We start from the raw sequence: 17,102 nt of genomic DNA, 5'->3' as shown, positions 1-17,102 counted from the left end.
AGTTTCCATTGCGTCTTAGTGTGCGTCTCGCTGCTGCCGGTTTTTGTCTCTCCGCTTGTCTCTGCATCGCGGGGGCGCAGCAGGCTCGCATTGCCCTTCGTGGAACCGTGGTTACGCCGTCCGGTCCGGTCGATCATGCAACTGTATTGATTGAAGGCGAGAAGATCGCAGCCATTGGCACTGATCCTGTCCTGCCTGCAGGCACCAAGGTGATCGAGACCGGCGGCATTCTCTATCCAGGCCTTATTGATCTGCACAATCATGTGACGTGGAACGTCCTGTCGCGATGGAGTTCCGGAGTAAAATCCGGAGCGCGGTACGACTGGCAGCAGCTGCCGGAGTATCAGATGGCACTGAATGTTCCCCACGAAAAGTTCGTCGGGGAGGGCCATGGATGTGCAGCCGAGAGGTACGCCGAGGTGAAGGCAATAGCGGGTGGCGCGACCTCTCAGGCTGGCCTTTATCCCGCCGATCTGACATTATCCGGTCAGTCGACCGGTCCAACGACTCTGCAGTCAAACTGCCTGGGCGGTCTTGTGCGCGAGCTTGGTGTGGCATCGCGTCTTTATAGCGAGGGAGCCTCGGAAAAACTGCGGTATGAGGTCTTTCCGCTGGCGATTGATCCGGCCCATACCGCGGCGCTGATGGATGGGCTTCGCGACCACACGATCAACGCTGCCATGTTCCACATCGCCGAAGGGGCTTCGGACAATGCCAGTGCCAGGCGTGAGTTTGCGATGCTGCAGGGTCGGGGACTTCTGCTTCCGGGTGTGAGCATCATCCACGGCGTCGCCTTATCGAGGGAGAACTTTGCGGTGATGGCGAAGACTGGCGTTGGCCTGATCTGGTCGCCGCACAGCAATTTCGAGCTCTACGGCAGCACTGCGGATGTCGCGGGCGCGAAGGAGGCTGGAGTAAAGATGGCGATCGCGCCGGACTGGAGCCCGACCGGCTCGGACGGCATGTTGCAGGAGCTGAAGTATGCCGCTGTCTGGAATGCGACGCAAGCGCCCGCGCCGTTCACTGATCGAGACCTCTTTGAGATGGCGACTCTTAACGCTGCGGAGCTTGGGGGTATCGCCGATCAGACGGGCACGCTCGCTGTTGGCATGCGGGCTGACCTCCTCGTTCTAGAGGCGACCGCTGGCGGTGGAGATGCGTACACGCAGCTGGTTCATTCTTCCTCAGCGGACGTTGCGATGGTGATGGTCGATGGTGTTGCCGTTTATGGGGATGCGAAATTGATGCAACAGGCACGTGGAGCCGCCGCCACATCCATAGTGAAGGTCTGCGGAGAGCCGAAGGGAATCGGGTTTGCCTCGGCCGGAACGTGGCCGGCTACGGTGTCGGAGTTAACCGCGGCTCTGGCTCGCTGGGGAGCGACGCTCTCACCGCTGACGGATTGCCACTGAAGCAGCTTCAGCTTGGATTAAGCTGATTGTGGTGAACTATCGCGATGCGTGTGCTGCTGGTTGAGGATGAAGTCCGGCTTGCGGAGAATGTTGCCGCGGCCTTGCGGGACGGTCCCGGATTCGCTGTAGACCATGCGGAGGACGGGGCAACCGCCATCGACCTTGCCGGTAATCGCTGTTACGACCTGGTCGTTCTCGATCTCAATCTCCCAATCCTGGACGGACCCGCTGTTCTGCGCAGACTGAGGGCTGGCGGAGATACGACGGCTGTGCTGGTGCTGACCGCTCGTTCCGAGCGCGAGTCGATTGTGGAGCTGTTGAATGCTGGTGCTGACGACTACCTGACCAAGCCGTTCGATCTGGGAGAATTGATCGCCCGAGCGAAGGCCTTGATCCGTCGAGGAAAGGGAGTTGCTGCCACCACCCTGCACCTGGGAGACATCGAGATGAACACCAGCGAGCAGACCGTCGCACGCGCAGGGAGGTTTGTCACGCTATCGCCGATTGAGTACAAGATTCTCGAATATTTGATGCACCGGCCTCGTGTGGTCGTGTCGAAGCGAGAACTCCTCGAACATATCTACGACTACAACTGGGAACATCATTCGAACGTCATCGAAGCGCATGTCTCGAACTTGCGACGCAAGCTCGACTCTGGCGCCGAAACTTCGAGCATCGAAACGCTGCGTGGGCGAGGCTACCGTTTGCAGGTAGGTCGCGAGGTAGTTGGGTGAAGACGTTTTCTCTTACCCGCCGGTTGATCGCAGTCGTATTGCTGGTCCAGGTTGCCACGACGGTTGTGCTGATCGCTGGTGCGGGTGTGTACGACACCATCTCGCAGTTTCGCGCGTTTGACGTGATGCTGCGCGGGCGGGCGGACTCGATGCTGGGCGCGGTGCAGGACGCTGAGGATGCGCAGGACAACGTGATGCTCGATGGAACCCAGACCATGGTTCCGGGACGCGATATCTATTCCGTGCGGGACGAGTTCGGAAAGATCCTGGGCCACTCTGAGAACTGGACCGACTCCGAGGCGGCCTTCGCCGACGGCCGGGAGTTTCGTTCCATCCATGTAGACGACAGGGAGTTCCGCCTCATCCGCGTCTCCGGGCTGCGCATGGTCGACCCTGGTGACAAGGGCGGCGGCATTCCTCGCCATGTTGTGATCCTTTATGGGCTCAGAACACATCCGGTCTGGGAGCGCATTGGGAACGCCATGCTGTTCTATTCCGTGCTGGGGGTTGCGCTGCTGGCAATCAGCGGATACCTGATGCTTCGGCTTATGCGGCGAGGTCTGCGGCCTTTGCGCGAACTCGCTTTGCAGGCGAGCAAGGTCTCTGTGGACGCGTGGAGGTTTGAGCCCCCGGAGCATGTACTCGAAGTGGAAGAACTAAGCCCGCTCGTGGTTGCGCTGCGCACAGCACTCGGCGGCCTTGAGCGGTCGTTCGAACAGCAGCGACAGTTTGTAGGCGATGCTGCCCATGAGCTGAAGACTTCTGTCGCGGTGATCAAATCGTCGCTGCAGGTGATGACCCTGCGCGAACGCAGTGCCTCCGAGTACCTTGCCGGAATCGAGCGGGCCGAGGTCGATTGCGAGCGGATGGAACAGCTGGTTGCGAGCATGCTCTTTCTTGCGGGTCTGGAGGCCAACACGGAACACGAAGTCCCGTCGATGGAGGTCGACCTTAGAGATGTAGTTCTTGAGGTGGTCGAGCTTTTGAGGACCGCTGCTGAACTCTCCGAGGTTGGTGTGATCGTGTCCGCGGATTCGGCGGCCTGGGTTGCCGGGGAGAGGGAGCAGCTTCGGATTCTTTGCTCCAACCTGCTGCAGAATGCGATCCAGCACAGCGCACCAGGCGAGGAGGTTAAAGTTTCTCTAAGCCTCCTCGATGGGCGTGCGCATGTGCGGATCGAAGACGAGGGCGAAGGGATCCCGCCCGAAGCACTCCCGCATGTCTTTGAGCGTTTCTACCGCGCCGACCGTTCCCGCAGCCGGAGAACTGGCGGTACGGGACTAGGGCTTGCAATCGCCAAGGCGATTGTGGAGAGCGGCAGGGGCGAGATCACCATCGAAAGCCGGGTTGATGAGGGTACCTGCGTCGAGTTCTCGCTTCCCCGGCTCGTTGGAAGCGGAGCGTAATCCTCGGTGCAGCAAGTCTTCAGCTTGATTTAAGCTCGAATTGCGATATTGAGAGCATCGGGATCTTGTCCCACCTGGAGAAATCTGCATGTCGGTTCGCATGTTCGCCCAAATTGCCCTCTCGGCGCTCTTCGCCGTCGTCTCGGTCGCATCGGCGCAGTCTCCTTTTCATATTGAGCACCGTTGGGTTGTCGGTGGCGAGGGCGGGTGGGACTATATCGTCGCTGACTCTGGTTCCCATCGTCTCTATATCGCGCATAGCACCAAAGTCGATGTGGTCGATACCGACACTGGGAAGGTCGTTGGCGCGGTCACGGGGCTGACCCGCTGCCATGGAGTTGTCATCCCGCCGGGCAGCAAGGTCGGATTTGTAACCGACGGAGGAGCGAATCGCGTTGTGGCTTTCGACCTGGCAAGTTTTGCGTCCGTAGCGACGATCCCAACGGGGACCAACCCGGACGGAGCTACGTATGAGCCGACGACGAACACACTTTGGGCGTTCAACGGCAGCAGCAAAAATGTTACGGTCATCGACCTTGCGAAGATGGCACCCAAGGCTACGATTACACTTCCGGGCAAGCCGGAGTTTCCGCAGGCCGACGGCAAGGGCACTGTCTTCGTGAACATCGAAGACAAGAACTCGATTGTCCGGTTGGACGCGAAGACCTTGAAGGCGACCGCGACCTGGCCCCTGACGAAGTGCGAGTCGCCGTCGGGTCTGGCGTTCGATGTTGAAGGCGAGCGCTTGTTCTCGGTCTGCGATGGCAACAGGATGGCAGTTACCGATGCCAGGACAGGGAAGTCGCTCGCCTCGGCGATCGTCGGCGATGGGCCGGATGCGGCGGGGTATGATGCGAAGCGGAAACTCGCGTTCTCATCAAACGGCGAGGGCACGTTGACCGTGGTCGATGCAGGCAAGCTGGGCTATCCAGTGGCACAGACTGTGAAGACGGAGAAGGGAGCCCGCACCATGTCTTACAATGCAGTGGCCGATAAGATCTATCTTGTGACGTCGAAGTTTGCCGCGCCCGATCCGGCGAATCCGAAAGCGCGTCCGGCGCAGATTCCAGGGACTTTCACCGTGCTCGTCTTGGGGCGATAAGAGATCATGGCCAGAGTAAGAGAAGAAGGGGCCGGAGTTCGCCGGCTTATGATCTACGGCTGCATTGTCTTCTCGGTCGCAGGTTCAGTGGATGGACAGCAGGCACCGCCGCAGCCTGTGGCTACGCAAACCTCTGCGTCGGCAGTGACGCTTGACGAGGCTCTTTCCCGCGCCCGAGCGAATCAGCCCGCCTTCGCGGCTGCCCGGGCTGCGAGCGAGTCGGCTTCGCTCGATCGTTCGATTGCGCGTGCCGCTCTGCTTCCGACCGTGACCTATCACAATGCCTATCTCTACACCCAGCCCAACGGAGGAAAGAACCAGGCCGGGTCGACCGGGTCGCAGGCAGCGCCGAAGTTCATCGCGAACAACGCGGTGCGCGAGTACGCGAGCCAGGGTGTGGTCAACGAGACATTCGGCCTCGCGCAGGCGACCAATCTCTCTCGCGCTTCAGCAGCTGCAGCGGTCGCCAACGCGGAGTTGGAGATCGCGCGACGTGGACTTACGGCTACTGTCGCCACGCTCTTCTACGGCACGGCTACAGCCCAGGAGAGGGTAGAGGTAGAGCAGCGCGCAGCCGACGAGGCGGTGAGCTTTGTGACGCTGACAAGTCAACGCGAAGCGCAGAGAGAGGCTGCTCACGCCGACGTACTCAAGGCCGAGCTTACCGAGCAGCAGCGGAAGCGTGATCTTGCCGACGCGCAGCTTGCCATGGACAAGAGCAAGCTTGACCTGGGCGTGTTGCTCTTCGAAGATCCGCGTTCTCCCTACACGGTCAGTCTCCCCGAGGAGAAGCCTCTGCCTCTGCAATCGGAGATCGAGGCTGCAGCCCAGGCAAGCAACCCGGAGATGCGGAGTGCCTTCGCATCGCTCAAGGCGGCCAATCTTGATGTCCGTGCCGCGCGCGCTGCCTATCTCCCCGACCTTGCGCTGAACTACACCTATGGTATCGATGCGGAGCAGTTCGCCGTAAACGGCCCCACTGGCGTGCGCAATCTTGGCTACTCCGCCTCGGTGACCGTCGACATCCCTGTATGGGACTGGTTCTCGACGCAGCATAAGGTGCGCCAGGCACAGATTCAGCGCGACTCATTGAAGGTTGCCCTGACCGCGACGCAACGCAATCTCATCGCACAGCTTGAAGAGTTCTACAACGAGGCGGAGCTTGCCGATCGCCAACTGGCCTCGCTGACGCTGAGCGTGGATACTGCACGCGAGAGTCTGCGCCTGACGCGGCTGCGGTACAGCTCGAGCGAGGCGACGGTCTTTGAGGTTGTCGACGCACAGAACTCGTTGACCACCGCCGAACTTGGACTGGTGGACGGCAACGTCCGCTACAGGCTTGCCCTTGCCAACCTGCAACTTCTTACGGGAACGATCTAAATTGATGACTCCTCTACATAATCTTCGGCTTCGAAAACCCTTGGCGGCAGTCGCGCTTCTGATGCCTGTTCTCTGCATGTCGCTCTTTGAGGGCTGCAAGAAGTCTGCCGCGGATGATGCGGACAAGCAGGTTGTCCCGGTGCAAGTCGTCCATCCTGTCATCGGCGCGATCACGGAAGAGATCGAAGGCGATGCGACACTGGCACCCATTGCGCAAGCGGCGATTCAAGCGAAGATTACTGCGCCGGTCAAGCAGTTTTACGTGCAACGGGGCGGCCGCGTGAAGGCCGGGCAACTGCTGGCGACGCTCGAGAATGGCGATCTGTCGGCGGCTGCACTCGACAACAAGGGCGCGCTGAACAGTGCCGAAGGCGCCTACACGATTGCCACCGCGCAGCAGGTTCCGCAGCAGGAGACGCAGGCGCGACTTGATCTTGAGCAGGCGAAGTCAGCGTTCGATTTGGCGCAGAATGTCCTGGCCGCGCGCACCCAGCTATTCAAGCAGGGCGCGATTCCCGGTAGAGATGTGGACACTGCTAAAGCCGCAGGGTTTCAGGCCCAGGCGAACTATGAAATAGCGAAGCAAAAATACGAGACGACCAAGAGTGTTGGGACGACAGCGTCCCTCAAGTCCGCCGAGGGACAGTTGACCTCTGCGAAGGGTAAGTACCTCGGTGCCGAGGCGCAGCTAGGCTACACAAGCATCCGCACACCTATCTCCGGCGTCGTTACCGACCGCCCTCTCTTTGCGGGAGAGACTGCCGCAGCCGGCACTCCTGTGGTCACGGTCATGGATACATCGGTACTCCTCGCGAAGCTTCATATCGCGCAGAGACAGGCGCAACAGCTTGCTTTGGGTGCGGCAGCGGAGGTCTCTGTCCCCGGGCTGGACAAGCCGGTGGAGGGGAAGGTCTCACTCATCAGTCCGGCGCTGGACGCGGGCAGTACCACCGTAGAGGTATGGGTCAAGGTCGAGAATGCGGGCGGCTCTCTGAGGGCTGGGACTGCGGTACATGTGACGATTGAAGGCAAGTCTATCCCTGATGCCATCACGCTGCCGGTCGATGCGCTTCAGCGCTCGAGCGAGACGGGAGGCAAGGCGGTTCTTGTCGTCAACGCCGATGGCACGCTGCATAAGAAGAGTGTCACTGTTGGTGTGCAGACACCGGAGAGCGTCCAGATCACAAGTGGCCTTACAGTTGGCGACACCGTCATCCTCAGCGGAGGATACGGGCTGGATGAGGGGACCAAGGTGAAGGTCGGAGCGGCCGGAGAGAAGCCCGCTCCGGGAGTTGAAGACGGAGACAAGCAGTGATTGCAGAGACGAAGAGCGGGAGCAGCTTCTGGCTGACACGCGCCGCCAAGCCTATCTTCTTCCTCTTGGCAGTGCTCACGGTGTCGGGCATCTACGCAGCGTTTCAGGTGCCGATCTCGGTCTTTCCGGATACCAACTTTCCGCGTGTTGTCATCGGCGTCGATAACGGGGTGATGCCGGTCGAGCAGATGCAAGTCACCATCACCAAGCCGATCGAAGACGCGGTGAATAGCGTTCCGGGCCTGGTGACTGTGCGCAGTACGACCAGCCGTGGTTCAGCAGAGGTAAGTCTCTTTTTCGACTGGAACGTCGACATGTTCCGCACGCTCCAGTTGACCGACGCGGCGCTGTCAAAGGTTCAGTCAGAGCTGCCGTCGACGGTAAAAATAACGACGAACCGGCTTACGTTTGCGACATTTCCGATCCTTGGATACGCGCTGACCGCGGACGATCGCGGCAAGGACACGATCTCGCAAACAGCTTTGTGGCAGATCGCTACCTATGAGCTGAAGCCGCCGCTGAACCGCGTTCTCGGCGTGAGCACCGTGGTCGTTCAGGGTGGGCAGGTGCCAGAGTTCCACATCGTTCCTGATGCGGCAAAGCTGCAGACCACCGGCGTCACCATGGCTGACCTGGTGAACGGGGTGCAGAACTCGAACATCATCGATTCACCCGGCCTTTATGAGGCCGACCATCAACTCATCCTCGGACTTGTTGGCTCGCAGGCGCATGATGTGGAGAGCCTTGGCAATCTGGTTGTCAAGACGACGGCGAACAACGTTCCCATCCACATCGCTGATGTGGCGAAGATCGTCCCGGCGACGCTTCCGGTGTACACGCGCGTCGCCGCACAGGGGCAGCCTGCTGTTCTCCTGAACATCACGCGCCAGCCCACCAGCAACACCGTCGCCGTGGCCACTGCCGTCGCCGACGAGATCAAGACGCTCAGCGCGAGCCTGCCTCCCGGTGTTCATATCACGCCGTTCTACGATCAGTCGGAGCTGGTGCATGAAAGTATCGCGAGCGTTCGCGACGCGATTCTCATTGGCCTGGTGCTTGCCTGCGTGGTTCTCTTCCTCTTCCTCGGTGATTGGAGCTCGTCCTTGGTCGCGGGCCTGGTTATTCCAGTGACTGTTGCGATCACAATTCTCTTCCTCTGGATCATCGGGCAGAGCTTCAACCTGATGACGCTGGGCGGCCTTGCGGCCGCCATCGGACTCGTTATTGACGATGCCATCGTGGTGGTCGAGAACATCGTTGTCCATCGCGACTCGGGCCAGAGCCGCGCCGATGCGGTGCGCCTCGCGTTGCAGGAGATCACGATTCCGCTGATCGGCTCGACTATCACGCCGGTCGTAGTATTCCTTCCTTTGATCGGTGTTACGGGCGTGACCGGCAGCTTCTTCCGGGCGCTCGCTGTCACCATGACGGCGGCACTGCTGACGTCGCTTCTGCTGGCACTGAGCTTCACGCCTGCTGTGTCTCTGTCGCTGCTGCGCAAGTCGAAGCCAGGCTCCGAAGCAGGGAAGGCCCACGAAGAGCATGGGCCGGTGATGCTGCGGATTCTCGCGCTTCATGGCCGCGCGCTCAAATGGACGATCGAACGCACTTGGGCGATTGGCGTTATCGCCGCCTTCCTGCTTGTGGGCGGGTATTTTATCTACGGCGGACTCGGCAGCAACCTTCTCCCGGCCATGGATGAAGGTGCTTTTATCATCGACTACATCATGCCTGCGGGCAGTTCGCTGACGACAACTACCAAGGCCCTCGATTCGGTGGAGAAGATCCTTCACGATATGCCTGAGGTGACGACAACTACGCGGCGGACTGGACTGCAGCTTGGCCTCGCTGCTGTGACCGAGGCTAATACGGGCGACATCTCGGTTCGCCTTAAGTCAAGCCGCAAGCGCGATATTGAAGAGATCATCGCGGATGTGCGCGGCAAGATCAAGGAGCAGGAGCCGGAACTCGATGTTGAGTTCGTGCAGGTGCTCGAGGACATGATCAACGATCTTTCGAACTCACCCGAGCCGGTGCAGATCAAGCTGTTCTCGAGTGACATCTCGCTGCTGCATGAGCTAGGCCCTAAGGTGCAGGCTGCTATCTCTACGATCCCTGGGATTGTCGATACGCAGAATGGCGTCGACAATACGCTCAGCGGGCCAGCGACGAACTTCCAGGTTGATCCCGCCGTGGCGAGCCGCCTCGGCTTCACGCCGCGAGAGATTGCTGAGGACGCGACGACGCTGCTTGATGGCCTTCCGGCGACGGAGCCGATGATCGTGAACGGCCGGCCATACACCATCCGCGTTCGCATGGACGACGCCCACCGCAGTTCGCTCGATGCTATTCAGAACACGGTCTTCAACTCCGCCACTGGCCACATCGCCACGTTGGGAGCGATGGCGAAGGTGGTCGAGATGCCGCCGCAGAATGAGATTCGTCGGGAGAATCTGCTACAGGTCGTTCTTGTGAGCGGACGCCTTGAAGGCTCTGACCTTGGTGGGGCGATGGTGAAGGTAAAGGCAGCGGTCGCCGGGCTTCATCTGCCAGCCAACGTGCATGTCGAGTATGGCGGAACCTATCAAGAGCAGCAGAAGTCCTTCGCCGATCTGGCTAAGGTACTTGTGCTGGCGCTGGCGTTGGTCTTCGGCGTGCTGCTGGGGGAGTTCCGCAACTTTGCCGCCCCGATCTCGATCCTTACGAGCTCGATTCTTTCTATCGCCGGCGTGCTCTTCGCACTGTTCATCACGGGTACGGACTTCAACGTGGCCAGCTTCATGGGACTGATTATGGTCATCGGCATCGTGGCGAAGAACGGTATCCTTCTGCTCGATGCCGATGAACGGGCGCGTGCCGAGGGAGCGAATGCGCTCGACGCCATGATGCATGCTGCGCAGCGACGGCTGCGGCCCATTGTCATGACCGCCACTGCCGCGATGTGCGGTATGCTGCCGCTGGCGTTCGCGCTTGGTGCTGGATCGCAGATGCTGCAGCCGCTGGCGATTGCGGTTATCGGAGGGCTGGTGCTGTCGGTGCTGCTTAGCCTGATTGTCACGCCTGCGCTCTACTACCAGATCACCCTCCGTAGCGAGCGCAGGCAGGAACAGGCTGAGTTAGAGCCTGCAAATTAGCAATTCGCGCTCGTAGATCATCTCAGCAGGCAGGTGATCGTGGAGCATGAGGAAGAGCTCCTCGTGGCCCATGACCTCGCGCTTCCATGCTTCGCGGTCGACGGTCTGGAGTTCCTGGAACTGCTCGTAGCTGAAGTCGAGACCGGCCCAGTTGATGTCGTTGAACTTCGGTGTCCAGCCGATGGGGGTTTCCTTGCCGCGCACGCGTCCGCGCACCCGGTCAACGACCCACTTCAAGACGCGCATGTTCTCGCTGTATCCGGGCCAGAGGAATTTGCCGTCCTCATCTTTGCGAAACCAGTTCACGTGGAAGACCCGCGGCGTGCTGGTCAGGTTGCGCTGCATGCGCAGCCAGTGACGGAAGTAGTCGCCCATGTGGTAGCCGCAGAAGGGAAGCATCGCCATCGGGTCGCGCCGGACTGTGCCGATCTTGCCTCCGGCGGCGGCTGTCGTCTCTGAGCCCATCGTAGCGCCGATGTAGACGCCGGAGCTCCAGTTGAAGGCCTGGAAGACTAGGGGCATGGTGCTGGGGCGGCGTCCGCCGAAGATGAAGGCTGAGATCAACACGCCGTTCGGATCCTCCCACGACGGATCGATGGTCGGGCATTGCGATGCCGGGGCGGTGAAGCGACCGTTTGGATGCGCTGCCGGTGTCGCGCTGCCTGCCTGCCATGCGTTCCCGCGCCAGTCGAGAATCGAGATGCCTTCCCCGCTTGGGGGAGCGTCGGTCATGCCCTCCCACCAGATGCCATCTGGTTGGCCATCTTTGAGAACCAGGGCCACGTTGGTGAAGATGGTGTTGGCGCGGAGCGTCGCCATGGCATTGGGATTTGTCTTGTCGCTGGTGCCAGGGGCGACGCCGAAGAAGCCGCTCTCCGGGTTGATTGCGCGCAACTGTCCGGTTGCATCCGGCTTGATCCATGCGATGTCGTCACCGACCGTCCAGACCTTCCAGCCTTCAAAGCCGGCAGGCGGAATCAGCATGGCGAAGTTGGTCTTGCCGCAGGCGGAGGGAAACGCGGCTGCGACGTAGGTCTTCTCGGTGCGGCCCTCGCCATCGGCTGGGCTTTCTACGCCGACGATGAGCATGTGCTCCGCCATCCAGCCTTCATCCCGAGCGATGTTCGAAGCGATGCGCAGCGCGAAGCACTTCTTGCCCAGCAACGCATTGCCGCCGTAGCCCGAACCGTAAGACCAGATCTCGCGGGTCTCCGGAAAGTGGACGATGTACTTGGTGTCGTTCTGCGGCCAGGGTACGTCCTGTTGGCCGGGGGCAAGCGGTGATCCAATGGAGTGCAGGCAGGGGACGACGCGCTTCTCGTCGCGATCGATCTCGGCGTATACCGGGGTTCCGATTCTCGCCATGATGCGCATGTTCACCACGGCGTAGGCAGAGTCGGTCAATTGCACGCCGATCTGCGACATGGGCGAGCCGATAGGGCCCATGGAGAACGGCATCACATACATCGTGCGACCACGCATCGAGCCGCGAAAGAGCTGCTTCAGCTTCTTGCGCATGACGAACGGGTCTTCCCAGTTGTTCGTCGGCCCGGCGGCGTCTTTCGATAGGGAGCAGATGAAGGTGCGGTCTTCCACACGTGCCACGTCGTTCGGGCTTGAGCGAGCGTAGAAACATCCTGGCCAGTTCTCCTCCGGCAGACGGGTGAAGGTCCCTGCCTCCACCAGCCCATCGCAGAGCCATTTGTTCTCCGCCTCCGAGCCGTCGATCCAGTGGATGCGGGCAGGCTGGCAGAGATCGGCCATCTTCTCCACCCAGCGGATCAGGTGCTTATTGGTGGTCGGCACTGAGACTGCCTGCTTGTCGGTATGAGTTACCATCTGTTCCTCCGCGCCCCGTGGCCACCGGTGCGCCTCTGATCTGTTCGCAGTTGTTGCCCCACAACGGGGCGCAAGACACGTCTTTACAGACTACGCCGCGACCTCCTGCTCGCAAAGACGGACTCATCCGAACGGATGGTTTCGCGCAGTTGCCACTCTGCTAGACTCAAGGCGCAACCGCTCCTTAAGGATCGCGCAAAGGTCAGGAAAGGCCAGAATGCCTCACCGTCTCAACCTCCGCGCCCCGGCCGACTGCCAGAACTGTGGCTGGAGGCCGAAGCACATGTTCTGCAACCTCGCTCCGGACGCGCTGGCTGACTTCGACACCATTGGAAGCTCGGCCTCGATGCAAAGTGGGGCAGTTCTTTTCAGGGAAGGCGACCCCGGTGACCGGGTCTATATTCTCTGCGATGGCAAGGTGAAGCTCTCCTGCTCCTCTCGCGACGGGAAGACGCTAAATCTAAAGATTGCTCTCGCCGGAGACGTCCTTGGGCTTAGCGCGATCATCTCCGGCTCGCCCTTCGAAGTGACAGCCGAAGCGCTTGAGCCGGTATCGCTCAAGGCCATCGATAGGACTGACTTCCTGCCGTTTCTCAATCGCCACGGAGAGGCGAGCATGCATGCCGCGAAGGCGCTGTCCGAGGAGTACATGGCGGCGTACTCGGATGCACGGCGGTTGGCGCTCTCGGGGTCGGTCTCCGGCCGCATCGCCGGTCTGCTCCTCGATTGGGCGAAGTCAGAGAGCTGCGGCAAAGCGGCCATGCGCTTTCATATGACGATGACCCACGATGATCTGGCCAGCTTCACCGGCACTTCGCGCGAGACGGTCTCAAGAACGCTCAGCCGCATGCAGAAGGACGAGCTCATTCGGATCCAGGGCGCTGCCGTCACGATCCTCCTGCCGGAGCGTCTGACCGAACTTGCATCGGAGTAGCTGCACGATCTGTGATCTTTATTCACGATGCGGTGTGAGCGCCGTCACAGCGTCAGCCAGGAGGAGGGCATAGCGTGGCCTTAGGCACAGAAGTTGGTGCCACATCGCAATCGCGGAGGCGACCATGCCACTTCTTCAAGGACCGACCGTTTTAACCATCGATAGAATCCTGCTGGCTACCGACTTCTCGCAAGCATCGGAGAAAGCTGCTGCCTATGCTGTCGGGATTGCCCGACGGTATAACTCAAGCCTCGAGATCGCCAATGTCTTCGATCCCTCTGTGACAGCTTCCTATGAGGAAGCGATTCTTCCCAGCATGGCAGGGGAGAGGAAGAAGATCAGCACGGACAATCTACAGAACTTCGCTTCGCAGATGCCTCTGGATGGAATTCGTACCAGCATCGTCGCCACCGAAGGGCACCGTCCCGCCGACGTTCTGCTGGAGATCGCCGGGGAGCACCAGGCAGATCTTATCGTCGCCGGAACCGAGGCGAAGTCGGGCCTGGCTCGCCTCATTCTCGGTTCAACCGCGGAAAAGATCCTGCGAGGCGCGGTCTGTCCGGTCCTTACCGTCGGGCCTCTGGCTCGGACACCGAAGGCCGGTCCTCTCGTCTTCAAAACCATCCTCTATGCGACGGACTTCTCGCCAGAGGCCGCAAAGGCAGCCGCCATCGCTCTCTCATTCGCCCAGGAGAACGCCGCCCATCTCTTCTGCTGCTGTGTCCTCAACCCTAACGATGAAGGCTTCAAGACTCGCGACGAACTCCAGGAAGGCTTCCTCAGGCGTCTGAAAGACTCCATTCCGGAGTCAGCTTTCGACTGGTGTACGCCTGAATGCGTGGTCGAGTACGGAGAAGCGGCGGACCGTCTTTTGAGTCTCACACAAAGGATGGATGCGGACCTGATCGTTCTCGGGGCTCGACATTCTTCATTCTGGCTAACCCGGGTAGAGGGTGGACTTACCGCAGCTCTTCTTGCAGGCGCCAATTGCCCGGTACTCACCATTTGTTGAATCAATCAGTGCCGGAGTCGCGTTGCCTGCGAGCGATGTGATCTTGATCACATCGCTCGCAGGCTATTTCGAATAGGTTTCTTTCAGGGAGACGACCGCATTGGCAATCTCAAAGACAGCAAATGGAACCTGCACGACCAAGCAGCCATGCACCTGTGTGGGAGCCTGCACGGGGTACGCATCGCGAAGCGACTGTCCGCCGTTGATCGTTCTTGCAGTGGCGGCGGCCGCCCAAACCTCAAGTCTTCAAGCCGCTTAGGTCTCGCGCAGGCAGCCGCGCGATCCGCACGTTGCGCCAGCAACGGCGGTAGTCATAGCACTGTTCCGTCCTCCGCATCTCCCCAGTCTGTACCGAGCGAACCTGCTGGCGAGTCTATCCGGATGAACCAGCAGGTACCCTCGACTCAGCAAATCCCTCAAGACACTTGACTTGCAGGCGCAGATGTCGGATAACGAGAGAGTCACTTCTCAATTGAACCCGCTCGATACGCGCATCTGCGGACGAGTTGCATCCGGAATCGGCCTTCTGGCTTTCTCCAAGGAAATCGTTCGACCCTCGAAGTACGCCGCTCGTACCTTTCGCACAGCATCACGCTGAAACCCGATTTTGAGTGCGGATCTTTCACCTTTCGAAACTGAGAGGTGCGTAGCCTTATCTATCCGCGTCCGTTCCGGGCTATACAGCTCCGGACACAACCAGTGGAGGCCACTTGGCATTGCGTTCCAGATCCATCGCACTCATGCTCAGCTTCATCTTTGTGGCGCAGGCGTTTGCGCTCCAGCCCAAGGTCAATCACCCGTTGGACGCCTTGACCGTCGACGAATACTGGAAGACTTACAACCTCCTGCAGACTGCCGGCAAGCTCGCGGAGAAGACCATCTTCGCAAGCGTCCTGCTGCGCGAACCGCCGAAGGCGCAGGTGCTCGCCTGGAAGCCGGGCAAACCCATGCCGCGCAAGGTCGACGCTGTCTTGCTGACGGACGGCAAGAGCTATGAGGCGGTCGTTGACATCACCGCGGGCAAGATCGACTCGTACACCGAGCTAAAGAACTACCAGGCACCGATGACTGAGACGGAGATGCACGGCTTCGATGATGTCCTGAAGAAAGATCCGCGTGTAATGGAGGCGCTCACGAAGCGCGGCATCACGGACACGCGGCTGGTGACCTGCTACGTCACGCCCGCAGGTTATGTCGGCCTTCCGGAACAGGAAGAAGGCAAGCGTATCGGATGGGGAGGATGTACTTACTCCGCAAACGCCAAGTATGGCTGGGATCGCGAGATTCCGGGCATCTTCTTTATCGTCGATGTCGCGGGAAAGAAAATTGTCCGTTTCTCTGACTACGGCGTCGTGCCGATGCCTCCGACTTCAAGCCTCTATGACGCGGATGGAGGTAGCGCGCTGCCGGGAACGCAACCGATCCTCACCTCGCAGCCCAACGGCCCAAGCTTCACCATCAAGGATGGCGAGGTCAGCTGGCAGAATTGGAAGTTCCGTTTCCGCCTTGATCCTCGCGTCGGGCCGGTGGTAAACCTTGTCACCTACATGGACGAGGGCAAGCCGCGGTCGGTCCTGTACGAAGGCGCTCTCTCTGAGATGTATGTGCCGTATCAGGATCCCGAAGAGACATGGAACTCTCACGTCTTTCTTGATGCCGGAGAGTACTTCGTTAACACGGGATCGGGCGGCATCATCAAGCCGTTGCAGGCGGGGATTGATTGCCCCACCTACGCGACATTTTTCAGCGGGACGTTCTTCCACGAGAACGGGACGCCTTATATTCGTCCGCAGCTTGCCTGCATGTTCGAGCGAGTGAGCGGCGACCCGGCATGGCGTCATTGGGATGAAGACACCTACGCAATCTCCGGCCGACCGACCCGCGAGCTTGTCTTCCGCACCGTCGCCACGGTCGGCAACTATGACTACCTTTTCGATTGGCGGTTTGAGCAGGACGCATCCATCACCGTCGGTGTCGGCGCTACCGGCATTCTCGAGGTGAAGGCGGTAAAAGATCAAAGGGCTGATGGCAAGCTCTCCGCCAACATGGAAGGTACGGACACCGATGGGAAGCCAGTGCAGTTTGGACAGCTGGTTGCGCCGGGTACCAGCGCGGTCGATCATGACCACTACTTCAGCTATCGCCTCGATCTCGATGTGGATGGCACGAAGAACAGCCTGATGGTCGATAAGCTCGTCCCCTTCAAGCTGCCCGATACATCGCTTGGCCGCAAATGGATATGGGCGATGAAGCCGGAGATGATCGCGACCGAAGGCGACGCGAAGCTGAACGTCTCGCTCGACCATCCGGCGATGTGGCGGTTCTCGAACGAAGGTGTGAAGAACTCTTTGGGACAGAACACGAGCTTCGAGATCATGCCCGGCGAGACCGGCATCAGTCTGCTGCCTTCTTCCGAGTGGCCGCAGAAGCGTGCGGGCTTCTCGGAGCACAGCCTCTGGGTCACGCCTTATGATCCGACGGAGCGCTATGTCTCAGGCGTCTACGTCATGGGTAGCAAGGGCGACGACAGTCTGCCCGAATGGGTGAAGCAGAACCGAAGCATCATGAACACGGACATCGTCGCGTGGTATACGGTTGGCTTCCACCATGTCCCACGCGCTGAGGACTGGCCGCAGATGCCGATCATGTGGCACATGTTTTCGCTGCGGCCCTTCGGCTTCCTCAACAAGAACCCGACTATGGATCTGCCTATGGTTCCGTAGTCGATCAGTTTCGGAAACTTGTACTTTCAGCTAACGCGGTCCCGCATATAGAGACGGGGCCGCATTTTTTCCACTTTATCGACCTCCACTCCGCAGCACCCATCCCGCCGC

General features: G+C 60.1%; 11 protein-coding genes. 10 read left to right on the top strand and 1 reads right to left on the bottom strand.

Annotated features, from left to right (window positions below):
- Positions 1 to 8 precede the first annotated feature (8 nt).
- From HDF16_RS04960 to HDF16_RS04930, 7 genes are all read left to right on the top strand, one after another.
- A complete protein-coding gene (locus HDF16_RS04960; protein ID WP_184213984.1) occupies positions 9 to 1,412 on the top strand; it encodes an amidohydrolase family protein in 1,404 nt (467 codons plus the stop codon).
- A 44-nt stretch (positions 1,413 to 1,456) separates the two neighbouring features.
- The gene (locus tag HDF16_RS04955; RefSeq protein WP_184213983.1) at positions 1,457 to 2,146 is read left to right on the top strand and encodes a response regulator transcription factor; all 690 of its coding nucleotides are present in this window, start codon (positions 1,457 to 1,459) and stop codon (positions 2,144 to 2,146) included.
- Positions 2,143 to 3,552 carry an ATP-binding protein gene (locus HDF16_RS04950; protein ID WP_184213982.1) on the top strand — a complete coding sequence of 470 codons (1,410 nt, stop codon included), beginning with the start codon at positions 2,143 to 2,145 and terminating at the stop codon, positions 3,550 to 3,552. The genes HDF16_RS04955 and HDF16_RS04950 overlap by 4 nt, the downstream gene beginning before the upstream one ends.
- Positions 3,553 to 3,640: 88 nt before the next feature.
- Positions 3,641 to 4,654, top strand: a complete 1,014-nt coding sequence (locus tag HDF16_RS04945) for a YncE family protein (protein WP_246408658.1) — start codon at positions 3,641 to 3,643, stop codon at positions 4,652 to 4,654.
- A 6-nt stretch (positions 4,655 to 4,660) separates the two neighbouring features.
- Positions 4,661 to 6,034, top strand: a complete 1,374-nt coding sequence (locus tag HDF16_RS04940; RefSeq protein WP_246408656.1) for a TolC family protein — start codon at positions 4,661 to 4,663, stop codon at positions 6,032 to 6,034.
- Between the two features lie 40 nt (positions 6,035 to 6,074).
- Positions 6,075 to 7,349: an efflux RND transporter periplasmic adaptor subunit gene (locus tag HDF16_RS04935; protein WP_246408654.1), complete on the top strand. Its 1,275-nt coding sequence runs from the start codon at positions 6,075 to 6,077 to the stop codon at positions 7,347 to 7,349.
- Entirely contained in the window at positions 7,349 to 10,483 is a 3,135-nt protein-coding gene (locus tag HDF16_RS04930) for an efflux RND transporter permease subunit (protein ID WP_432432234.1), read from the top strand. The genes HDF16_RS04935 and HDF16_RS04930 overlap by 1 nt, the downstream gene beginning before the upstream one ends.
- Here HDF16_RS04930 and HDF16_RS04925 read toward each other — a convergent pair.
- Positions 10,466 to 12,322 (bottom strand): phosphoenolpyruvate carboxykinase (GTP), encoded by a 1,857-nt coding sequence (locus tag HDF16_RS04925; RefSeq protein ID WP_184213981.1) that lies wholly within the window; start codon positions 12,320 to 12,322, stop codon positions 10,466 to 10,468. The genes HDF16_RS04930 and HDF16_RS04925 overlap by 18 nt on opposite strands.
- Positions 12,323 to 12,539: 217 nt before the next feature.
- Between HDF16_RS04925 and HDF16_RS04920 the strand changes: the two genes are divergently transcribed.
- From HDF16_RS04920 to HDF16_RS04910, 3 genes are all read left to right on the top strand, one after another.
- Complete coding sequence (locus HDF16_RS04920) at positions 12,540 to 13,256, top strand: Crp/Fnr family transcriptional regulator (RefSeq protein ID WP_246408652.1); 717 nt, start codon at positions 12,540 to 12,542, stop codon at positions 13,254 to 13,256.
- 124 nt (positions 13,257 to 13,380) lie between these two features.
- Positions 13,381 to 14,268 (top strand): universal stress protein, encoded by an 888-nt coding sequence (locus HDF16_RS04915; RefSeq protein WP_184213980.1) that lies wholly within the window; start codon positions 13,381 to 13,383, stop codon positions 14,266 to 14,268.
- 710 nt (positions 14,269 to 14,978) lie between these two features.
- Entirely contained in the window at positions 14,979 to 16,991 is a 2,013-nt protein-coding gene (locus tag HDF16_RS04910) for a hypothetical protein (protein WP_184213979.1), read from the top strand.
- Positions 16,992 to 17,102: the final 111 nt, after the last annotated feature.

Source organism: Granulicella aggregans (genome assembly GCF_014203275.1).
Taxonomy (GTDB): Bacteria; Acidobacteriota; Terriglobia; order Terriglobales; family Acidobacteriaceae; genus Edaphobacter.
This window is presented reverse-complemented; position numbering and strand designations above follow the sequence as displayed.